At 73.7% G+C, this 20,744-nt stretch carries 20 protein-coding genes; 12 read left to right on the top strand and 8 right to left on the bottom strand.

The window, feature by feature from the left end:
- Positions 1 to 12: 12 nt before the first annotated feature.
- The 6 genes from mug to ACFY29_RS06170 form a co-directional block, all read right to left on the bottom strand.
- The gene (mug, locus tag ACFY29_RS06195) at positions 13 to 618 is read right to left on the bottom strand and encodes a G/U mismatch-specific DNA glycosylase (RefSeq protein ID WP_386983835.1); all 606 of its coding nucleotides are present in this window, start codon (positions 616 to 618) and stop codon (positions 13 to 15) included.
- Between the two features lie 49 nt (positions 619 to 667).
- Positions 668 to 1,429, bottom strand: coding sequence for an SDR family oxidoreductase (locus ACFY29_RS06190; RefSeq protein ID WP_386983833.1), 762 nt, complete (start codon positions 1,427 to 1,429; stop codon positions 668 to 670).
- Positions 1,414 to 2,001, bottom strand: coding sequence for a hypothetical protein (locus ACFY29_RS06185; RefSeq protein ID WP_386983831.1), 588 nt, complete (start codon positions 1,999 to 2,001; stop codon positions 1,414 to 1,416). Before ACFY29_RS06185 ends, ACFY29_RS06190 begins: the two co-directional genes overlap by 16 nt.
- On the bottom strand, positions 1,998 to 2,816 hold the full coding sequence (locus ACFY29_RS06180; protein WP_386983829.1) for a DUF692 domain-containing protein: 819 nt from the start codon (positions 2,814 to 2,816) through the stop codon (positions 1,998 to 2,000). The genes ACFY29_RS06185 and ACFY29_RS06180 overlap by 4 nt, the downstream gene beginning before the upstream one ends.
- Positions 2,813 to 3,745, bottom strand: a complete 933-nt coding sequence (locus ACFY29_RS06175; protein WP_386983827.1) for a TIGR04222 domain-containing membrane protein — start codon at positions 3,743 to 3,745, stop codon at positions 2,813 to 2,815. Before ACFY29_RS06175 ends, ACFY29_RS06180 begins: the two co-directional genes overlap by 4 nt.
- 87 nt (positions 3,746 to 3,832) lie before the next feature.
- Positions 3,833 to 4,405, bottom strand: coding sequence for a helix-turn-helix domain-containing protein (locus ACFY29_RS06170; protein ID WP_328418725.1), 573 nt, complete (start codon positions 4,403 to 4,405; stop codon positions 3,833 to 3,835).
- A gap of 91 nt (positions 4,406 to 4,496) precedes the next feature.
- Between ACFY29_RS06170 and ACFY29_RS06165 the strand changes: the two genes are divergently transcribed.
- The 3 genes from ACFY29_RS06165 to ACFY29_RS06155 all read left to right on the top strand — a co-directional run bounded on the left by ACFY29_RS06165 (position 4,497) and on the right by ACFY29_RS06155 (position 7,222).
- A complete protein-coding gene (locus tag ACFY29_RS06165) occupies positions 4,497 to 5,357 on the top strand; it encodes a carbon-nitrogen hydrolase family protein (protein ID WP_328418724.1) in 861 nt (286 codons plus the stop codon).
- 65 nt (positions 5,358 to 5,422) lie between these two features.
- On the top strand, positions 5,423 to 6,067 hold the full coding sequence (locus ACFY29_RS06160) for an HAD family hydrolase (RefSeq protein WP_328418723.1): 645 nt from the start codon (positions 5,423 to 5,425) through the stop codon (positions 6,065 to 6,067).
- Positions 6,068 to 6,289: 222 nt separating this feature from the next.
- Positions 6,290 to 7,222 carry an RIO1 family regulatory kinase/ATPase gene (locus tag ACFY29_RS06155; RefSeq protein WP_328418722.1) on the top strand — a complete coding sequence of 311 codons (933 nt, stop codon included), beginning with the start codon at positions 6,290 to 6,292 and terminating at the stop codon, positions 7,220 to 7,222.
- 49 nt (positions 7,223 to 7,271) lie between these two features.
- On the opposite strand, the gene ACFY29_RS06150 is transcribed toward ACFY29_RS06155, so the two are convergent.
- Complete coding sequence (locus ACFY29_RS06150) at positions 7,272 to 7,520, bottom strand: DUF2630 family protein (RefSeq protein WP_328418721.1); 249 nt, start codon at positions 7,518 to 7,520, stop codon at positions 7,272 to 7,274.
- Positions 7,521 to 7,975: 455 nt separating this feature from the next.
- Here ACFY29_RS06150 and ACFY29_RS06145 point away from each other — a divergent pair, with 455 nt between their 5' ends.
- The 9 genes from ACFY29_RS06145 (at position 7,976) to ACFY29_RS06105 (ending at position 17,784) form a co-directional block, all read left to right on the top strand.
- Complete coding sequence (locus tag ACFY29_RS06145; RefSeq protein ID WP_328426757.1) at positions 7,976 to 9,313, top strand: cytochrome P450; 1,338 nt, start codon at positions 7,976 to 7,978, stop codon at positions 9,311 to 9,313.
- Positions 9,310 to 10,227, top strand: coding sequence for a terpene synthase family protein (locus ACFY29_RS06140; RefSeq protein WP_386983823.1), 918 nt, complete (start codon positions 9,310 to 9,312; stop codon positions 10,225 to 10,227). The genes ACFY29_RS06145 and ACFY29_RS06140 overlap by 4 nt, the downstream gene beginning before the upstream one ends.
- Positions 10,220 to 11,848, top strand: a complete 1,629-nt coding sequence (locus ACFY29_RS06135) for a prenyltransferase/squalene oxidase repeat-containing protein (RefSeq protein ID WP_386983821.1) — start codon at positions 10,220 to 10,222, stop codon at positions 11,846 to 11,848. The genes ACFY29_RS06140 and ACFY29_RS06135 overlap by 8 nt, the downstream gene beginning before the upstream one ends.
- A gap of 124 nt (positions 11,849 to 11,972) precedes the next feature.
- Positions 11,973 to 14,549: a nitrate- and nitrite sensing domain-containing protein gene (locus ACFY29_RS06130; protein ID WP_386983820.1), complete on the top strand. Its 2,577-nt coding sequence runs from the start codon at positions 11,973 to 11,975 to the stop codon at positions 14,547 to 14,549.
- 89 nt (positions 14,550 to 14,638) lie between these two features.
- On the top strand, positions 14,639 to 15,058 hold the full coding sequence (locus ACFY29_RS06125; protein ID WP_355612215.1) for a roadblock/LC7 domain-containing protein: 420 nt from the start codon (positions 14,639 to 14,641) through the stop codon (positions 15,056 to 15,058).
- A gap of 5 nt (positions 15,059 to 15,063) precedes the next feature.
- The gene (locus ACFY29_RS06120; protein ID WP_328418716.1) at positions 15,064 to 15,450 is read left to right on the top strand and encodes a DUF742 domain-containing protein; all 387 of its coding nucleotides are present in this window, start codon (positions 15,064 to 15,066) and stop codon (positions 15,448 to 15,450) included.
- On the top strand, positions 15,431 to 16,042 hold the full coding sequence (locus ACFY29_RS06115; protein ID WP_328418715.1) for an ATP/GTP-binding protein: 612 nt from the start codon (positions 15,431 to 15,433) through the stop codon (positions 16,040 to 16,042). The genes ACFY29_RS06120 and ACFY29_RS06115 overlap by 20 nt, the downstream gene beginning before the upstream one ends.
- Before the next feature lie 96 nt (positions 16,043 to 16,138).
- Positions 16,139 to 16,474: a YciI family protein gene (locus ACFY29_RS06110; RefSeq protein WP_328418714.1), complete on the top strand. Its 336-nt coding sequence runs from the start codon at positions 16,139 to 16,141 to the stop codon at positions 16,472 to 16,474.
- A gap of 95 nt (positions 16,475 to 16,569) precedes the next feature.
- On the top strand, positions 16,570 to 17,784 hold the full coding sequence (locus ACFY29_RS06105; RefSeq protein WP_386984656.1) for an RNA polymerase sigma factor: 1,215 nt from the start codon (positions 16,570 to 16,572) through the stop codon (positions 17,782 to 17,784).
- A gap of 79 nt (positions 17,785 to 17,863) precedes the next feature.
- Here the strand turns inward: ACFY29_RS06105 and ACFY29_RS06100 are convergent, their stop codons facing one another.
- Complete coding sequence (locus tag ACFY29_RS06100; protein ID WP_386983817.1) at positions 17,864 to 20,716, bottom strand: aconitate hydratase; 2,853 nt, start codon at positions 20,714 to 20,716, stop codon at positions 17,864 to 17,866.
- Between the last annotated feature and the right edge of the window lie 28 nt (positions 20,717 to 20,744).

The raw sequence follows: 20,744 nt of genomic DNA, 5'->3' as shown, positions 1-20,744 counted from the left end.
CAGCACACTGACTCAGGCCGGGCGGCGGTCCGGCAGGCCGGTCGCGACGCGCAGCTCGGCGAACGCGGCGCCCAGGGTGACCGGCGTGAAGTGCGCGTTCAGGCCGCTCGGGTTGGGCAGCACCCACAGCCGCGCCCCGGCCAGCGGCTCCGGCTGCGGCCCGAAGGTGGCCTTCGGTCGACCGAAACCGATCCGGTACGCGGTCACCCCCACCACCGCCACCCAGCGCGGCCGGTACCGGGCCACGGCGGCGGTCAGCAGCCGAGCCCCGTCGAGCAGCTCCTCGGTGGTCAGTTCGTCGGCCCGGGCGCTGGCCCGGGCGGCCATGTTGGTGATGCCGAGGCCGAGGGCGGGTAGCTCGTCCTGCTCGCTCGGGTGCAGCAGCCGGGGGGTGAACCCGCCTCGGTGCAGCGCCGGCCAGAACCGGTTGCCGGGCCGGGCGAAGTGCCAGCCCGTGGCGGCCGACCAGAGGCCCGGGTTGATGCCGACGAAGAGCACCGCCAGGCCCGGCGCGAGCACATCGGGGATGGTCCGGTCCGCAGCAGCGGCCAGCTCCGCCCGCGTCGGCCGGGGATGTCCGGCAACGTCGCTGGCTCGCCGGTCCGGGCCGGGCGTCACCGCACGGGCTTCTCGGGCGCGGCCAGGGCTCGGCGGCCCGCGCCGGGCGTCACAGCCCGCGCAGCGCGCCGCCGTCGACCGGCACGGTGAGGCCGGTCAGGTAGCTCGCGGCGGGGGAGAGCACGAACGCGGCCACCCGGCCGAACTCGGCCGGGTCGCCGATGCGCCGCAACGGGATGCTGGCCTCCGCCTCGGCGCGGGCCCGTTCCGGGTCGCCGGTGGCGGCGAAGAGTTCGCGGTTGCGGTCGGTCAGGATCCGGCCGGGCAGCAGGCCGACCACCCGTACGCCGCGTGGGCCGTAGTCGTCGGCGATGTCCTTGGCGACCCCGACCAGACCGGGCCGAAGGCCGTTGGAGATGCCGAGGCCGGGCACCGGCCCCCGGGCCGAGGTGGAGAGCACCAGCCCGATCGCGCCGCCCTCGGGCAGCGCGCCGGCGACCGTGCGTACCGCGCGGACGGTGCCCAGGAAGACGGTCTCGAAGGAGTGCCGCCACTGCTCGTCGGTGACCGACGCGGCTTTGCCGGGCGGCGGGCCGCCGACCGAGATGAGTGCGCCGTCGAGCCGACCGAAGTGCTCCCGGGCCGCCGCGACGAGCTGATCAGGGGTTTCCGGGTCGGCCAGGTCGGCGGTCAGCCCGACCGCCCGCTCCGGTCCACCCAGCCGCTGTGCGGCGGCGGCCACCCCGTCGGCGTCCCGGGCCGAGAGCACCACCCGGGCCCCGTCGGCGACCAGGCACTGCGCCGTCGCGTGGCCCAGGCCGCGGGAGGCGCCGGTGAGCACGTACACCCGGTCGGTCAGTCCGAGATCCATACCGCCGATCCTGCCGCATCCGGTGCGCCGTCGCCATCGGCGGCGGGCCGTGCCGCCGGTGGACGCGGGGCGGGGCGCAGCAGGCGTACCCGGCCGGCGATCTGCACCGCCACGGCGCCGCCGGCGCGGGCCATCGCCGGCAGCCGGCGCGGACTCGGCGCCCGGCACCCGTCATAGCGCAGACGGGCCTCCCGTGCAGCCAGCTCCTCGGCGCCCGCCGGGGGCAGCGCGCCGCGCTCGCGCAGCGCCCGGGCCAGGTCCCAGCCGTCCCGCAGTGAGCCAGCGGTGGGGCGGCCGGCGGCCCAGCCGGCAAAGGTCGACGACCAGCCGGCGCCGAGGCCGGCGGCGAGCAGCGGCCAGTGCCGGGCCACCTCGCCAGCCCGCTTGCGCAGCAGCGCCGCCCGGGTGGCGGCCAACGGCGCCGGCGCGAACCCCTCCGGCGACGGACCTCCGGCGACCAGCGCCGCGACCAGCTCCGCCTGTCGCTCGGCGAGCCGGCCGGTGCGCGCGTCGCTCGCGCGGTCACCGGCCACCGACGGACCGGTGTCGGCCGGCGGGGACGCGCTGGTCATGTCACGGCCGGGAAGCCCGCGGCGGTGGCCAGGGCGTCCAACTCGGCGCGGAGCTCGGCTGCCGGTGGGTACCCGCCGTCGCGCTCCAGCAGCAGCGCCGGCGGTCGTCGCCGGGCACAGAGCGCGCCGACCAGCTCCAGCACCGCCGGCGGCACCGCGTCGGTGTGCGTGTCGTGGTAGTAGCCGCCGTGTTCGGCGCCGCCGGCCACGTGCGCGTATCCGACCCGGTCCAGTGGCAGCCGGTCCAGCAGCGCGAGCGGGTCGGTGCCCCGGTTGCGGGCGTTGGCGTACACGTTGGCGACGTCCAGCAGCAGCAGCGCCCCGGTCCGGTCCAGGATCTCGGTGAGGAAGTCCCCCTCGTCCAGCTCGTCGTCGGGCCAGTCGACCAGCGCGGCGATCGGTTCCAGGGCGATCGGCACCGGCAGCTCGGCCTGCGCCCGGGCCACGTTGGCACAGACCACGTCGACCGCCTCCCGGCTCCGCGGCAGCGGAAGCAGGTGCCCGGCCTCCAGGCCGCCGGCCCGGACGAAGGCGATGTGCTCGCTGACCAGCGGGGCGTCGACCCGCTGCGCCACCGCGGCCAGGTGGGCGACCCGGGCGGGGTCGACCGGCTCGGTGCCGCCGAGGGAGAGCCGCACCCCGTGGGGTACGACCGTCACCGCGCGCTCGCGCAGCTGCGCCAGGCCCGGCGGGAGGGGCCCGGTCGCGGAAACCGACTCGGCCACCACCTCGACGAAGCGCAGCCCGGGCAGCTCGGCCACGAAGCCTGCGATCTCCGGACGCCAGCCGATGCCGACGCCGGACGGGCCGGTCATCCGCCGCACCCGCCGCCACCGCCGCACCCGCCGCCACCACCGCACCCGCCACCCCCGCAGGAGCTGCCGCCGCCAGAGCTGTCCCCACCGCCATCCCCGCCGCTGGAGCCGGACGACCAGCCACTGCCGGACGCCGCCTGGCGCTGGATCTCGGCCTGCTCGGCGAAGCCCGGGTCGAGTGCCCAGAGCGAGGCGGTGCCGAACAGGGCCACGCCCATCGCGGCGCCAGCCGCGCCATAGGTGGCGTACGCGGGGGACGAGGCGGGGGCCAGGTGGGTGTGTTGGCGGCGCAGGTCGCGCAGCGCGGCGCGACCAGCCCGGGTACGTACCGGCGCCCGCCACAGCACCAGCAGCACCGGCAGCATCGCGGCCATGGTGAGCACCAGGTAGCCCACCGAGCGCCCGTTGGACAGCCCGGCGAAGAGCCGGTACCCGCCGATCGCCAGCAGGCCGACGAGGCCCAGCGTCCAGTGCCGGGAGGCGGCCCGCCGCTCGTCGCTCAGCAGCAGTCCACGCTGTTCGAGACCGGTGCGGAGCTGGTTGAGCGCGGTACGGACCCGCTGGTCCTGGGGCAGCTCACCGGCTCGGGCGCGCTGATGGACGGCCCAGTACACCGCCTGGTCCAGCGGGGTGAGGCCGGTCGGCGCCGAGCCGGTGGTGAGCAGCCGGCGGTCCGGGCCGACACCGATCGCCCCAGCACCGCGCAGGCCACCGACCGCGGCGTGCACCGCGAGGCGGGGACCACCGTTGAGGTATGCGGCCTCCTGGGGACTGAGCGGCCCCGACACCGTGTCCGGGGCGTTGGCTGGCCGGCGGACCCGGTGCCACACCGCGAGCGCGATCATGACGGCGGTCGCCACGAGGTAGAGCCGGAGGAAGGTCGGGCCGGGGATGCCCCAGGTGTCGCCCGACGCGGCGAGGTTGGTCATCGGCTGCTCCTGTCGCCGGAGGGATCGGCGGCCCCATTGTGGAGCAGCGCCGCCACGGTCGGCGCCCCGGTGTTGCGGCGGGACCGCTCAGCGGCGGCGGACCGCCTCCTCGACCAGGTCAAGCACGGGCCCCAGGTCGCCGGCCGGCCGGCCCATCGCCAGGTGCAGCACCAAGCCGTCGTAGGCCAGCTCCAGGAACTGGGCCAGCACGTCGATCGGTACGTCCTCGCGCAGCACCCCGGCGTCGCGCTGGCGGGCCAGCCGGTCCCGGGTCGCCTCGGCGATCGCGGCGGACCGCTCCGCCCAGCGCTTGGCGAACGCCGGGTCGGTGCGCAGCCGGCGGGAGACCTCCAACTGGCTGCCGAGCCAGCCGGTGGTGTCCGGGGAGACCGCGCCGGCCAGCAGGTCGCGCATCACCTGCACCAGACCGTTGCGGGCCACCGTCTCCACCATGGCCGCCGCGTCGTCCTCGGCGACGGCGAGGAAGAGCGAGTCCTTGTCCCGGAAGTGGTGGAAGATGGCGCCCCGGGAGAGCCCGGTGGCTTCCTCGAGGCGGCGTACGGTCGCCCCCTCGTAACCGTGCCGGGCGAAACACGCGCGCGCGGCGGCGAGGATCTCCTGCCGGCGCGCGTCGAGCTGATCCTGGCTTACTCTGGGCACGCGTCGATCGTTGCAGGTCACCCCCGGTGATGCAAACCGTACGTACGGCTTGGTATACCCGGCCGGTGCGGGTCACCGCTACCATCGCCCGGTGACCCCGCCCCGCACCGTGCCCGCCGCCCCGCTGACCGTGGCCACCGTCCAGGCAACGCCGACGCCCGGCGACGTCGCCGGCAACGCGATCGCCGCCGCCGACCTGGTCCGCCGGGCCGGTGGGCAGGGCGCCCGGGTGGCCGTCCTGCCCGAGCTGTACCTCTGCGCGTACCACCCGCCGGCCCTCGCCGCCGACCCGGCCGGCACCGACGTCGCGGTCGACCCGGCCGGAATGGTCGCCGACCCCCGGCTCGACCCGCTGCGCGCCGCGGCGCGCGAGGCCGGCGTCACCGTGCTGGTCGGCGCCGCAGCCCGGCACCCGGACGGCCGGCGGACCATCGCCGCGCTGGTGGTCGACCGTGCCGGCGCGGTCCGCGTCGGGTACGACAAGCAGCAGCTGTGGGGCGACGAACGCGAGCTGTTCAGCCCCGGCGGGCGGGGTGCCACGCTGCTCGTCGACGACTGGCGGCTCGGCCTGGGCATCTGCTACGACGGCTGCTTCCCCGAGCACGCCCGCGCCGCCGCCCTCGATGGCGCGCACGGTTACCTGTGCCCCAGCGGCTACCTGGCCGGCTCCGCGCACCGCAGGGACCTGTACTACGCCGCTCGTGCCCTGGACAACACCATGTTCGTGGTCTTCGCCAACGCGGTCGGGGGCGCCGACCCGTGGCGGTTCAACGGCGGCGCGGCGATCTACGACCCGCAGGGACGGGTGCTGGCCCGGGGTGCCGACGAGGGCACCTCGGTACTGGTGGCGACCCTGGATCCGGCCGAGCTCGCGGCCACCCGGGCGGCTCATTCGATGCTCGCCGATCGGCTGCCGCACCAGGGCGGCCCGCGGGTGTCGCTGCCCGGTTGAGCCCGTCGTCAGGTCGATACCGGCCGGATCTGTTGGCGGACACGTGGGTCCCGTAGGGTGCCCGAGTGCCACTGCTCCTGCTGGATCTGGACAACACCCTGCTGGATCGGGCTGGGCCGTTCCGCCGCTGGGGTCAGCGCTTCCTGGACGGCGTCGGCGCGCCCTCCACCGACATCGACTGGCTGATCTCGATCGACGCCGACGGGCTGACCGATCGCTGGGATCTGGCCGACGCCATCCGGGACCGCTACGAGCTGCGCATCCCCTCGATCGACCTGGTGGAGGAGCTGCACGACGGGGTGGTGGCGCAGACCCGGCTCGATCCGCTGACCGCCTGCGCGCTGCGGATCGCCGACGACGCCGGCTGGGTGCCGGTGGTGGTCTGCAACGGCACGGTACGGGTGGAGGACGCCAAGATCCGCCAGACCGGCCTGGACCGCTACGTCGCCGACTGGGTGATCTCCGAGGAGGCCGGGGTCAGCAAGCCCAACCCGCGGATCTTCGCGCTCGCCGCGCAGCGGGTCCGGATGCCGCTGCGTGGCGCCTGGGTGGTCGGTGACAGTCCGGAGGCGGACATCGGCGGTGCCGCCGCGGTCGGGCTGCCCAGCGTCTGGCTGCACCGGGGGCGTACCTGGACGGACGTCAGGTTCGCGCCGAGCCGCACCGTGGACGGGCTGATCGCCGCGGTGGCCACCGTGCTCGCCGGCTGACGGGTCGCCGGCCGCGCGTTCTGCCGCCGCTCGGGTCCGCGCCGGCCGGTAGGGCGGCGCTCGAATAATTCGGTTGACCGGCTGCCGGGGCGGCGGCGAGCATTGTCGGCGCATCGTGCACCCGGGCGTGCGCCCGGTCGAGGAGAGGGGGTCGGTCATGGCCGTCTTCGCAGGTCGCTTCCAGCTGCCTTCATCAGCCTCGACCAAGGGAACCTCACCACAGTGCGCGATCATGACCTTCCGGCGCTGGAGCGCCGGAGCCGCGGCAAGAGCCGCTTTGACGACGACGAACCGCAGTTTCTGAAGCGCGGGCGGCCAGCCGAGCCGCCCGCCGACCCGGACGGCGAACCTGACCCGGACACCGGCGAGCGCTGGTCGTCCTGGGACGACGCCGTGCACGGTCCGCAGCCGTACCCGGACTGGCTGATCACCGAGTTGGCCGCCAAGGACACCGAGTTGGGTGTGCTGAAGACCGGCAAGGAAGCGGACGTGCACCTGGTCCGCCGGGCGGTGCCCGATACCGACCGTTCCTGCCTGCTGGCGGTCAAGCGGTACCGGGACGCCGAGCACCGGCTGTTCCACCGGGATGCCGGCTACCTGGAGGGCCGCCGGGTGCGCCGTTCCCGGGAGAACCGGGCGATGGCCGGCCGGACGGCGTTCGGCCGACAGATGATCGCCGGGCAGTGGGCGGCGGCCGAGTTCGCCGCGCTGGCCCGGCTCTGGGAGATCGGCGCCGGGCACGACCGGATCGCCGTGCCGTACCCGGTGCAGCTACGCGGCACCGAGCTGATGCTGGAGTTCGTCGGCGACGCCGAGTCGGGGCAGGCCGCGCCCCGGCTGGCTCAGCTGCGACCCGGCCCGGCCGAGCTGCGCGACCTCTGGGCCCAACTGGTGGAGGCGCTGCGGGTGCTGGCCCGGGCCGGCTATGCGCACGGCGACCTGTCGCCGTACAACCTGCTCGTGCACCGGGGCCGGCTGGTCGTGATCGACCTGCCGCAGGTGGTCGACGTGGTGGCGAACCCGCAGGGGCCTGAGTTCCTGGCCCGCGACGTGCGGGTGGTGGGCGCCTGGTTCGTGGCCCGTGGGCTGCCCGCTGAGCAGGCCGATCCCGGCGTGCTGACCGGGGAGCTGCTGCGCGAGGCGGGCGTCCGCTGACCGGGATGGGTCGGACGGCCGGGTCGGCCGTCCGACCCGCCCGCGCGGGTCACTGCAGGTAGCGCTCCACCTCGGGCTTGGGGCGTTCTCCCTGGGAATCCGGGTCGCCGTGGGTCTGCCGGGCGGCCCGGCGGCGACGCAGCAGGTCCCAGCACTGGTCGAGGGACTCTTCCAGGTTGCGCAGCCGCTCGCTGGCCTCGCCCTCGGTGCCCGACTCGTGGGCCTGGGCCGCCGCGCGCAGCTTGTGTTCCTCGTCGACCAGCTCGGAGATCCGGTTCAGGATGGTCTTGTCGTCCATGCCACAGAGCCTGGCACAGGGTGCCCGGCATCGCCCGGATTCGGGGGTACCGGTGCGTCCCCGCTCACCGGCGCGGGCACGGCCGGTGCGACGTCGTGCGGCCGTCCCGGTGTCGTGGTCGCCTGGCGGTGCGGGGCTACCGGACCGGCGCGACCAGGCCGCCAGGGTGGGTCGCGTCCCGACCTGCGCCGGAGCCGGTCCTGACTATCCACTCAGGACTGATGGAGGGCTGTGCCATCGACGGAGGTCTGGCGTGGCGGTGGAATCTCACTGGCCGCAGGTCTGGAGGTGCCCCGCTTTTGGTGAGATGCTTCCGTCGCCCAGAAGGTGAAAGTTCCACAGTCCCGACCGGCCGAAGTGGACCGCTGCGGCCGGCGGTACGACGAGGAGACGTGGTTTCGATGTCCCAGGTGTCCGATGCCGGCCCCGCCCCCGTCAGCACCGAACCCCGGACGATCCCGCTGCGCCGCGTCCTGCCCGCGATGGTCCGCGACCCGCTCGGCGCGCTGGTCGGCTTCGCGGACGCCGCTGGCGGCGAAGTCGTCCGACTGAACCTCGGCTCGTTTCGCCCCTACCTGGTCAGTCACCCGGAGCACCTGCAGAGGGTGCTGCGGGACAACGTTGCCAACTACACCCGCGACGGGGACGGCCTGCTCTGGCGGCCGGTCCGCCGGATCGTCGGCGACGCCATCCTGGTCGCCGAGGGCGAGGTCTGGGAGTCCAGCCGGGGCGCGCTGCAACCGCTGTTCACCGCCAAGCGCGCCGAGACGCTCGTCGACAAGATGGCCGAGGCGATCAACGAGGCGGTCGACGAGTGGCTGGAGCCGGCCCGGGACGGACGCCCGATCGACGGCGGTGCCGAGCTGACCCGGATCGTGCTGCGCACCACCATGCGGGTGCTCTTCGCCGACCGGATCTCGGTGCCGGACGCGCTGCGCATCAGCGCCGCACTGGACACCGTCACCACCGCGATGCTCCCGCGCCTGCTGGTGCCCTTCGTGCCGTACGCGGTGCCGATGCCCGGCGACCGGCCGTTCCGCGAGGCGGTGCGGACCATCGACGAGGTGGTGCTGCCGATCATCCGGGAAGCCCGGGCCCGGCCCACCGACGGCGACGACATCATCTCCACCCTCTGCAGGCCCCGGGCGGACGGCCGGGTCCCTGACGAGTACGCGATCCGCGGCGACGTGGTGGCGATGTTCTCCACCGCCACCGAGACCACCATCGCCCTGCTCTCCTGGCTCTGGCCGGTGCTGTCGTCCCGGCCCGACGTGGCCGAACTGATGACCGACGAGATCGAGCGGGTGGTCGGCGGCGACCAGGTCCGCCGCGAGCACCTGCCCGAGCTGCGCTACGGCCGGATGGTGCTCGACGAGATGCTGCGGCTCTACCCGGCCGGTTGGATGATCCCGCGGACCGCGGTCGGCGACGACGTGCTGGGCGGGGTGCGGATCAAGGCCGGTGGGACCGTGCTGGTCAGCCCGTACGTCACCCAGCGGATGTCGACGTTCTGGGACGACCCGGAGCTCTTCGACCCGGAGCGGTTCGACCCGGAGCGGCCCCGGCGGCCCTACCGCTACTCCTACTTCCCGTTCGGCGGCGGCCCGCACCAGTGCCTCGGGCAGTACCTGTTCCTGCTGGAGGCGCAGCTCATCGTCAGCACCGTGCTGAGCCGCTACCGCTTCCGGCTGCGCCACCCGGTCGACCTGACGCCCCGGATGGGAGCCTCCCTGCAACCCAAGCAGCGAGCCGAGCTGATCCTGACCCCGGTCGAGCGCCCGGTCGTATCGTGACGGGGGCGCCGCGGCCGGTGCGGGCCGACCTGGACGCCGTCGCCGAGCAGGGCAGGGTGAGCGCCCTCGCCGTGCGGGGCGTACGCGACCTGCAGGACGTCACCGCCGCCCACCCCGAGCTGTTCGAGGCCGGGCCGTTCGACCCGGCGCTGCTCAGCTCGGTGGCCACCGCGATCGCCTTCACCGCGCCCTGGCACACCGCCGCCGAGCTGCGGATCACCACCCGTACCCTGCTCTGGGTCTTCGCCGCCGACTGGCAGGTCGACTACCTCGCCAAGTCCGCGGACGACGTCCGGGCGGTGGTGACCGACTGCCTGGCGGTGGCCGACGGCGGCACCCCACCACCGGGACGGCACCTGGCGCGGCTGCTGGCCGACCTGCGCGACGAGTTGGCCGCCGTGCCGGCCTTCGCCCGGCTGCGCCCGGTCTGGCGCGACGAACTGGCCCGGATGCTCGCCGCCGTGGCCCGCGAGTGGGACTGGAAGAAGCTGCCGACCGACCCGGCCACCGGGCAGCGCCTGCCGGACCTGGACGGTTACCTGGACAACGCCGACAACCTCGCCTGCTCCTTCGTCAACGTCACCCACTGGATCGCCACCGGCGACGACGAGACCCTCGCCCAGCTGACCGACCTGCTGGCCGTCGGGCGCGGCGTGCAGCAGGTGCTGCGGCTGGTCAACGACCTGGCCACGCACGGCCGGGACGCCGAGTGGGGTGACCTGAACGCGCTGCTGCTGGTCGCCGACCCGGCGCAGGTGCACACGCGGCTGGCCGAGCTGACCACCCGGTCCCGGGCGGAACTGGCCACCCTCGGCGAGCGTTGCCCGCGCCAGGCCGACTACCTGCACCGGCAGATCTCCTTCACCGGCGGCTTCTACCAGGTGTCGGACTTCTGGGGGGTGCGCGATGAGTGACGGCGCGTACCGGGTGCTGGACGACCGGGCCACCGGCGGCGATCCGGCGGCAGACCCGGCCACGGACGCCGCCCGCGAGCTGATCGCCGGCCTGGCGCTGCGGCCCTGGGGGCAGGTCGCCTCCTCGGTGTACGAGACCGGCCGGCTGGTCGCCGACGCCCCCTGGCTGGCGGGGCACCACCAGCGGATCGGGTTCCTGCTGCGCGGCCAGCGCCCGGACGGCGCGTGGGGCCCACCCGAGGGGTACGCCCTGGTGCCCACCCTGAGCGCCACCGACGCGCTGCTCGCCGCGCTGGCCGACGGCCGGGCCGGAACGGACCTGCTCGCCCCGGTCGCGCGTGGGCTGGGCGCGCTCACCCGCACCTTGCTCGCTAGCGACGCCCGGGTCCTGCCGGATACCCCGGCGCTGGACCTCATCGTCCCGGCGCTTGTCGACTCGATCAACGAGCGGCTGGCCGGGCTGGACCGGGCGACCGCGGATCGGCTGCCCCGCCCACCGCTGGGGCTGCCCGCCGGGCTGGGCCCGGACCGACTGCTCGCGGTGCGGACGGCGGTGGCCGCCGGTGCGCCGCTGCCGCCGAAACTGGCCCACTTCTACGAGGTGCTGGACGCGACGCCGACCGACGCCGGGCCCAGCCTCACCGCCGTGGGCGCGTCACCCGCCGCGACCGCGGCCTGGCTGACCACGGCAGGCCCGGACGCCGGCCCCGCCGCGCACGCCTTCCTGCGGGAGCTGATCCGCGACGGTGGCGGCCCGGTGCCCTGCCCGGCCCCGATCACCGTGTTCGAGCGCGCCTGGGTGCTCAGTGGACTGTGTCGGGCCGGTGTCGCGGTCAACCCGCCGGCCGCCGTGCTGGAGAGCCTGACCGGGGCCGCCGGCGCCGAGGGCATCGCCACCGGCGACGGCCTGCCGACCGACGCCGATACCACCTCGGTGGCGCTGGACGCGCTGGCCCGGCTCGGCCGCCCGACCGATCCGGCCAGCCTGTGGGCGTACGAGACGGCGGACGGCTTCTGCACCTGGCCGGGTGAGGACGGCTTCTCGGTCACCACCAACGCGCACGTGCTGGACGCCTTCGGCCAGCACCTGGCCGCGCACCCGGACGCCGACACGCGGTACCGGAGAGCGGTCGACCGGCTCAGTGTCGTGCTGCCCGGGCACCAGCGCGCCGATGGCGGCTGGCAGGACCGATGGCACGCCTCGCCGTACTACGCCACCGCCTGTTGCGTGCAGGCGCTGGTGGAGTTCGGCCGGGGCGCGGCGGCGGCCGAGGCGGTGGACCGAGCGGCCCGCTGGGTGCTGGACACCCAGCGCGCCGACGGCTCGTGGGGGCGGTGGGTCGGCACCGCCGAGGAGACGGCGTACGCCCTGCAGGTCCTGCTGGCGGCACCGACGGCGGTGCCGCGGGTCGACGACGCGCTGGCCCGTGGGCACTCCTACCTGCACGAACCGGCCACCCGGGAGCACCCTCCACTGTGGTACGGCAAGGAGCTCTACTGTCCTACCGCCATCGTCCGCTCGGCGGTGTTGGCCGCCTGCCGGCTGGCCGCCATCCGCGCCACGGGTCTCGGTCATTCGGTGGTGGATTGTGGTTACCGGGCAACAAAAACAACAACTTGAGGGGTTGTGTGGACACTGCTAGCGTACGCAGAGCCTCAGCCCCGTATGCCCCGCTGCGGTGGGACATCGCCCTCCATGATCACCCGTTGATGAGCTGAGTCAACGCCCTGCCTGGGACGGTTCAATGCGTTCTCGCGGTACGAGTATCCGCACCAAGGTCGTCGCCCTGCTCCTCTCCCTTGTCGCGCTCTGGATGTTCGCGGCGTGGGTGACCCTGCGTGACGGCTTCAACCTGCTCGGTGTCCAGTTGCTCAACAGCAAGGTCTATGCGCCGAGTGAACCGCTGCTCCAGGAGCTCCAGTTGGAGCGGCGGCTGACCCAGGCGTACCTGAGCAACCCCGACGCCGAACAGCGGGCGGCGCTGGAGGCCGAGCAGCGCAAGACCGCGCAGCTGGCGGGAGACTTCGCCGCCTCGGCCCGCAACTGGCAGGTCGACGTGGCCGGCAGCTCGGCGCTCGACGCCCAGCTCGCCACGTCGATCGCCCGGATCGACGCGCTTGAGCAGACCCGCGCCGAGGTGCTGGGCCGCAAGATCGACCGGATCGCCGCCGCCGCCGCCTACACCGACGCGATCGAGTCGATCTTCAAGATCTACGACGTGACCGGCAGCCTGGACGACAAGACGATCGCTGGCGAAGCCGCCGCCCTGATCCAGCTCAACCGGACGAAGGAGCTGATCTCCCAGGAGGACGCTCTGCTCAGCGGCCTGTTCGGTAACGGCCGGATGAGCGGGCCGGAGTACGCCCGGTACGTCGCCCTGGTCGGCGCCGAGCGCTTCCTCGGCGAGGAGACCCGGGCCCGGCTCGGCGACGCCGACCAGCGCCGCTACCAGCAGCTCGTCGACGGGGAGGCGTTCACCCGGCTGCGCGCGGTGCAGGACAGCATCATCCGCGAGGGACGCCCCGCGACCCAGTTGCCGATCAGCGCCGAGCAGTGGCGCGGCACCGTCGAGCCGGCGCTGGCCGAGGTGAACGAAGCGGTGGTCGCCGGCGGTGAGGGCATCGTGGGCCGGGCAACCGGCGTCGCCGTGATGGTCGTCGTCCGGCTGGTGCTCGCCACCGGCCTGGGCCTGCTCGCCGTCATCGCCTCCGTCGTCGTCTCGATCACCACGGCCCGGACCCTGCTGCGCCAGCTGGACCGGCTGCGCCAGGCCGCCTGGCAGCTCGCCGACGAGCGGCTGCCCCGGGTGGTGGAGCGAATCGGCCGTGGCGAGGAGGTCGACGTGGCCACCGAGGCGCCTCCGCTGGAGTTCGGCACCGACGAGATCGGCCAGGTCGGCAAGGCGTTCAACGCGGTCCAGGAGACCGCTCTGCGTACCGCCGTCGAGCAGGCCGACCTGCGTCGCAACGTCCGCGAGGTCTTCCTCAGCCTGGCCCGACGCACCCAGGCGCTGGTGCACCGCCAGCTCACCCTGCTGGACGCGATGGAGCGGCGCGAACACGACGCCGAGGAGCTGGAGGACCTGTTCCGGGTCGACCACCTGGCCACCCGGATGCGGCGCAACGCGGAGAACCTGATCGTGCTCTCCGGCTCCACCCCTGGCCGGGCCTGGCGGCGCAACGTGCCGATGGTCGACGTGGTGCGCGGCGCGGTGGCCGAGGTGGAGGACTACACCCGGGTCAACGTGCTGCCGCTCGGGCCGGTCTCACTCGCCGGCCGCGCGGTCGGCGACATCATCCACCTGCTCGCCGAGCTGATCGAGAACGGCCTGTCGTTCTCCCCGCCGCACACCACAGTGGAGGTTCGCGGCCAGCTGGTGGCCAACGGGTTCGCCATCGAGATCGAGGACCGGGGTCTCGGCATGAGCGAGGAGGACCTGGCCGCGGCGAACCACCGGATCGTCGACCAGTCCGAGCTGAACCTCGCCAACGCCGCCCGCCTCGGGCTCTACGTGGTGAGCCGGCTGACCGAGCGACACGGCGTGCGGGTACGGCTCAAGGAGTCGGCGTACGGCGGCACCACCGCGGTCGTGCTGATCCCGGTGGACCTGGTCACCGAGAACGGCGTGAGCCCGGAGGACTCCGGCTCGTTCCAGACCGGGTCGCCGGCCATCCCGCTGCCCTCCGCCCCGACCGCCGGCCCTGCGGGTACCAGCCGCCCGGCCCTCGTCGCGCCCATCGCGTTGGCCGCCGCGCCAGCGACGCCGGACGTACCGGAGCCGGTGACCCCGGCCGCCCCGGGAGCGGCCGACACCAGCACCCCAACGGTGCAGGCCGACGGTACCGAGGTGGCCTCCCTGCCCACCCGACAGCGGACGACGCCCGCGACCGCAACGCCGGAGCTGCCCAGCCGGGCACGCCGCGACCTGGGCCAGCCCGCCCTGGAGGGCCGGACGATGCCCACCGGCCTGCCCGAGCTCGACCGCGCTGGGCCGGCGGACAGCGCCGGCACACCGGGCGCGGACGGCGACGGGGGACCGGCGCCGGTCCGGGCCGAGACGGACCGGACCGACTCGGGCCTGCCGGTCCGGATCCGGCAGGCGAACATCGTGCCCGAGTTGCGCGACGACCCGGCGGCGACGGAGACCGCCGACGACGAGGAAGTGGCGCGTCCGCCCGAGCAGGTGCGCCGGATGATGAGCTCCTACCAGACCGGCACCCAGCGCGGTCGGACCGACGCGGCGCGACTGCTCGGCGGCACGGCCGGCGCGCCGCCGACGGCGACGCCCGAGCCGACCGACGAGGAACCGCAAGCTACCTGACCGGCGCCGATGATGCGGGTTTCCGCGCGGTGTGACGGTCAGCCCCAGACGAGCACGGCGACAACAGCCGGGGGAGAAGAGGACGACGAGTGGGCCAGAAGACGGCTTCGAGTGCCGACCTGACGTGGTTGCTGGATGATCTGGTGGGCCGGGTGAAGCAGGCCGAGCATGCGGTCGCACTCTCGACCGACGGGTTGTTGATGGCCTCCTCGCAGGGGCTGAGCCGGGACGACGGCGAGCACCTCGCGGCGATGGCGGCCGGCATCCAGAGCCTCGCCCGGGGTGCCGGCAAGCGCTTCGGCGGCGGGCAGGTGCAGCAGACCATCATCGAGATGCAGTCGTCCTTCCTGTTCGTCACCGCGGCCGGCCGCAACGCCTGCCTGGCGGTCCTGGCCAGTGAGGACGCCGACGTCGGCCTGATCGCCTACGAGATGGCGATGCTGGTCACCCGGGTCGGCAAGTACGTGGCCTCACCATCCCGCGTCGATCAGCCGGCCGGCGAGAAGTAGCGGCCATGACGGTGCAGGGAGAATCCGCGGACCATCAGTGGGTGGATGACCATGCGGGCCCGGTGGTGCGCCCGTACGCGGTGACGCGTGGACGGGCGCGCCCGATCACCGGCACGTTCGACCTCATCTCCCTGGTCACCGCGACCCGAGCCGACGTCACACCGGAGGTCGGTCTCGGTCCGGAGCACCTGGCGATCGTCGGACTGTGTCAGCGCATTCAGTCCGTCGCCGAGATCGCCGCCCATCTCGACCTGCCGGTGGGCACCATCCGGGTGCTCCTCGGTGACCTGGCGGCTCGCAGCCTGGTGCAGGTCCGCGAGCCGCAGACCACGGCCGGTCTTCCCGACAACAGCATCTTCGAGGCGGTAATCAATGGACTACGGGCACTCTGACCGGCCGGCGGGAGCGCCCCCACTGCCCACCGCGATCAAGATCTTGGTCGCCGGTGGCTTCGGTGTGGGCAAGACGACCATGGTCGGCGCGGTGAGCGAGACCCGACCGTTGCGCACCGAGGAGGTGCTGACCGAGTCCGGGGTCGGCATCGACGACCTGTCCGGGGTGGAGGGCAAGACCACCACCACCGTGGCGATGGACTTCGGCCGGATCACCATCAGTGACGATCTGGTGCTCTACCTGTTCGGCACGCCCGGGCAGGACCGGTTCTGGTTCGTCTGGGACGAGCTGGCGCTGGGTGCCATCGGCGCCGTGGTGCTGGCCGACACCCGCCGGCTGGCCGACTGCTTCCCGTCGATCGACTACTTCGAGGGCCGGGGCACCCCGTTCGTGGTCGCGGTGAACTGCTTCGCGGGAGCCCGGCAGTACCGGCTCGACGAGGTCCAGGCCGCGCTGAACCTGGACCCGGGGGTGCCGGTGCTGCTCTGCGACGCCCGCCAGCGCGAGTCCAGCAAGGAGGTGCTCGTGACGCTCATGGAGCACGCCATGAAGACCCGGGAGGCCCGCCGCCGCGCCGCCGGCGCTAACTGACCGACGGCCGGCGAGATTTCCCGGCACCCGGTGTCCGGAACGGCCGCGGCCGTTCGTCATGCTGGCGATACCCGGACACACCCAGGGAGCGACCAGATGAAGTACATGATGTTCGTCTGCACCGACACCGAGCCGGACACGGACCCGACCGACGTACCGGACATCCACGCGTGGGTAGCCGAGAACGATGCCCGTGGTCGCCGCCTCCAAGGCAACGAACTGGCGCCGACCACGGCGGCCACCACGGTCCGGGTGCGTGGCGGTGAACTGCTCGTCTCCGAGGGACCGTTCGCCGAGACCACGGAGGTGATCGTGGGCTTCGACCTGCTCGACTGTGCCGACCTGGACGAGGCGATCGAGGTGGCGCGCACCCACCCGATGGCCCGCCACGGCCGGCTGGAACTGCGCCCGCTCATCGACCTCTCCGCCTAGCCAGGTGAAGGGATCGGAAGCGACGGCCGGTGACCGGATCGGAAGCGCCGACCGGTGAGCGGCACGTGAGCGCCGGCCGGGCGACCGGCACGGGGGTGGTCGCGGCGGCGGACGCCGTCGCGGCCGCCAGCGCCGAGGCGTACCCCCGGATCGTCGCGACTCTGATCCGGGTGACCGGGGACTGGGCGCTGGCCGAGGACTGCGCCCAGGAGGCGCTGACCGTCGCCCTGGAGCGCTGGCCCGGCGACGGCGTGCCGGCCAACCCGGGCGGCTGGCTGATGACGGTGGCCCGAAACCGGGCGGTCGATGTGCTGCGTCGGGCCGCCGTCGAGCGCCGCAAGCTGCACGACCTGGCGGTGCTCACGCCGGCCGATGGGCAGCCCGAGCCGAGCGTGGGCGGGGACGTGGTGGACGACCGGCTGAAACTGATCTTCACCTGCTGCCATCCGGCGCTCGCGATCGAGGCCCGAGTGGCGTTGACGCTGCGCACGGTCTGCGGCGTGCCGACCGCCGCCATCGCCCGACTCCTCCTGGTCAGCGAGTCGACGATGACCCGACGGCTGACCCGGGCCCGGACCCGCATCGCGCAGGCCGGCATCCCGTACCGGGTGCCGGACGGGCCGGCGCTGGCCGAGCGGCTGCCCGGCGTGCTCGCCGTGCTGTACCTGCTCTTCACCCGGGGTTACGAAGCCGACGGCGAACCGGCCTTCGCCGACGAGGCGATCCGGCTGGCCCGGCTGCTCGACCGGCTGATGCCGGCGCAGTCCGAGGTGGCCGCGCTGCTGGCGCTGTTCCTGCTCCAGCACTCCCGCCGGGATGCCCGCCGCGACGCCGCCGGCAACCTGCTCACCCTCGATCGGCAGGACCGCCGCCGGTGGGACCACACCGCGATCGCCGAAGGGCTCGGCGCGCTGGCGCGGGTACGCCACGACGGGCCGTACGCGTGGCAGGCGCGGATCGCCGCCTGCCACGCCACCGCCGGTTCCGCCGAGGCCACCGACTGGCTGGCGATCGCGCGGGCCTACGACGCGCTGGCCGGGATCCGGCCCTCGCCGGTGGTCGCGCTGAACCGCGCGGTGGCGCACGGCTACGCGTACGGTCCGGCTGTCGGGTTGACGGTGCTCAACGCGGCCCGCGCCGGGGGTGGCCTGGACGACCACCCGCTGGCCGTCGCCGTGGAGGCCGACCTGGTGGCTCGGCAGGGCGACCGGCTGCACGCCGCCACCCTGTTCCGGCGGGCCGCGGCGGCGGTGGGCTCCGCCGCCGAGCGCCGGGCCCTGCTGGGCCGGGCCGTCGAGCTCGCACCATAGCCCGCCGCCGCGCGGGCTCGGAACGCGGCAGGGCCCCTGCCCGCTCGCGGCGGTCAGGGGCCCTGGTGACGTCGGTACGTCAGTTGGCGATCATGCGGCGCAGCACGTACTGCAGGATGCCGCCGTGCCGGTAGTAGTCCGCCTCGCCCGGGGTGTCGATCCGGACCACCGCGTCGAACTCGACGCCGGTGTCCGTGGTCACCGTCACCGTGCGCGGGACCTCGCCGTCGTTGAGCGCGGTCACCCCGGTGATGGTGAACGTCTCGGTGCCGGTGAGGCCGAGCGACTCGGCGGTGGTGTCCAGCGGGAACTGCAGCGGCAGCACGCCCATGCCGATCAGGTTGGAGCGGTGGATCCGCTCGTAGGACTCGGCGATGACCGCCCGGACGCCCAGCAGCATGGTGCCCTTGGCCGCCCAGTCCCGCGACGAACCCGAGCCGTACTCCTTGCCGGCCAGCACGACCAGCGGGATGCCGGCCTCCTGGTAGGCCACCGAGGCGTCGTAGATCGAGGTCTGCTCGCCGGTGAGGTGGTTGACGGTGAAGCCGCCCTCCACCCCGGGCACCAGCTGGTTGCGCAGCCGGATGTTGGCGAAGGTGCCCCGGATCATCACCTCGTGGTTGCCCCGGCGGGAGCCGTACGAGTTGAACTCGTGCCGCGGCACGCCGTGCTCGGCGAGGTACTGCCCGGCCGGGGAGTCGGCCTTGATCGAGCCGGCTGGCGAGATGTGGTCGGTGGTCACCGAGTCACCCAGCTTGGCCAGCACCCGCGCGCCGGAGATGTCGACGACCTGCTGCGGCTCGCGCTGCATGCCCTCGAAGTACGGGGGCTTGCGCACGTAGGTGGAGTCGTTTGCCCAGGCGAAGGTGTCGCCGGTCGGGGTGGGCAGCGACTGCCACCGCTCGTCGCCGGCGAAGACGTCGGCGTACGCGGCGCTGAACCCGGTGGCACCGATCGCCTGGGCGATGACGTCCTGGATCTCGGCGCTGTTCGGCCAGATCTCGCGCAGGAAGACCGGGTTGCCCTCGGTGTCCTCGCCGATCGGCTCGTTGGCGAGGTCGATGTCCATCGTGCCGGCGAGCGCGTACGCGACCACCAGCGGCGGGGACGCCAGGTAGTTCATCTTGACGTCCGGGTTGATCCGGCCCTCGAAGTTCCGGTTGCCGGACAGCACCGAGACGACGGCGAGGTCCTTCTCGTTGACCGCGGCGGACACCTCCTCCGGCAGCGGGCCGGAGTTGCCGATGCAGGTGGTGCAGCCGTAGCCGACCAGGTTGAAGCCGAGCTTGTCCAGGTACGGGGTGAGACCGGCCCGCTCGTAGTAGTCCATGACGACCTTGGAGCCGGGCGCCAGCGTGGTCTTGACCCACGGCTTGCGGGTCAGGCCCTTCTCCACCGCGTTGCGAGCCAGCAGCGCGGCGCCGATCATCACCTGCGGGTTGGAGGTGTTGGTGCAGGAGGTGATCGCGGCGATCACCACGGCACCGTGGTCCAGCTCGTACTCGACGCCGTCGGCGCCGGTGACCCGGACCGGGTCGGTGGCCCGCCCGCCGGAGCCGACCGCCGCCGTCTCCAGGTCGCGCGGCTCGTCGGCCGGGTCGCTGAACTCGTTGGCCGGCGGGTCGCTGGCCGGGAAGGACTCGGCGCTGGCCTCGTCGGCGGGACCGTTGGCGCCGATCGGCAGCTGCTCGCGGGCCACGCCCGGCTTGAGGTCGCGCTCGCCGGCGGAGTCGTCGGCGACGTAGTCGGTCAGCGCCGAGCGGAACAGCGTCTTGGCGGAGCCCAGCGGCACCCGGTCCTGCGGGCGCTTCGGGCCGGCCAGGGACGGCTCGATGGTGCTCAGGTCGAGCTCCAGGCGCTCGGAGTACTCCGGCTCGGCCTCCGGGTCGTGCCAGAGGCCCTGCTCCTTGGCGTACGCCTCGACGAGCGCGACCTGCGCGGCGTCCCGGCCGGTCAGCTCCAGGTAGCGGACCGTCTCGGCGTCGATCGGGAAGATCGCCACGGTTGAGCCGTACTCGGGGGACATGTTGCCGATGGTGGCGCGGTTGGCCAGCGGCACGGCGCTCACGCCGGGGCCGTAGAACTCGACGAACTTGCCGACCACGCCGTGCTTGCGCAGCATCTCGGTGATGGTGAGCACCAGGTCGGTGGCAGTGGTGCCGGCCGGCATCTCGCCGTGCAGCTTGAAGCCCACCACGCGGGGGATCAGCATGCTGACCGGCTGCCCGAGCATGGCGGCCTCGGCCTCAATGCCGCCGACGCCCCAGCCCAGCACGCCCAGGCCGTTGACCATCGTGGTGTGCGAGTCGGTGCCGACCACGGTGTCCGGGTACGCCTGGCCGTTGCGCTCCATGATCGTGCGGGCCAGGTACTCGATGTTGACCTGGTGCACGATGCCGGTGCCCGGCGGGACGACCTTGAACTCGTTGAACGCGGTCTGGCCCCAGCGCAGGAACTGGTAGCGCTCCTTGTTGCGCTCGTACTCCAGCTCGACGTTGCGCTCGAAGGCGTCCGCGCGGCCGAACAGGTCGGCGATCACCGAGTGGTCGATGACCAGCTCGGCCGGGGCGAGGGGGTTGACCTTGGTGGCGTCACCGCCCAGGTCGCGCACCGCCTCGCGCATGGTGGCCAGGTCGACCACGCAGGGCACGCCGGTGAAGTCCTGCATCAGCACCCGCGCGGGGGTGAACTGGATCTCCACGCTCGGGGCCGCGGTGGAATCCCACCCGCCGAGCTGGCGGATGTGGTCGGCGGTGATGTTCGCGCCGTCCTCGGTCCGCAGCAGGTTTTCCAGCAGGATCTTCAGGCTGTACGGCAGCCGGTCGTGGCCGTCCACCTTGTCAATCCGGAAAATCTCGTAGCTCGCGTCTCCGACGCGTAGCTGGGTCTTCGCACCGAAGGTGTCGAGGCTCGCCACGTCGTACTCCTTCACACCAGCGACCGTGAGTAGTCCTGAGCAG

This window comes from Micromonospora sp. NPDC000668 (genome assembly GCF_042897975.1).
In the GTDB taxonomy this organism is placed as follows: domain Bacteria; phylum Actinomycetota; class Actinomycetes; order Mycobacteriales; family Micromonosporaceae; genus Micromonospora.
Note: the sequence above shows the minus strand (reverse complement) of the source record. Positions and strands in the feature narration are given on the sequence as shown.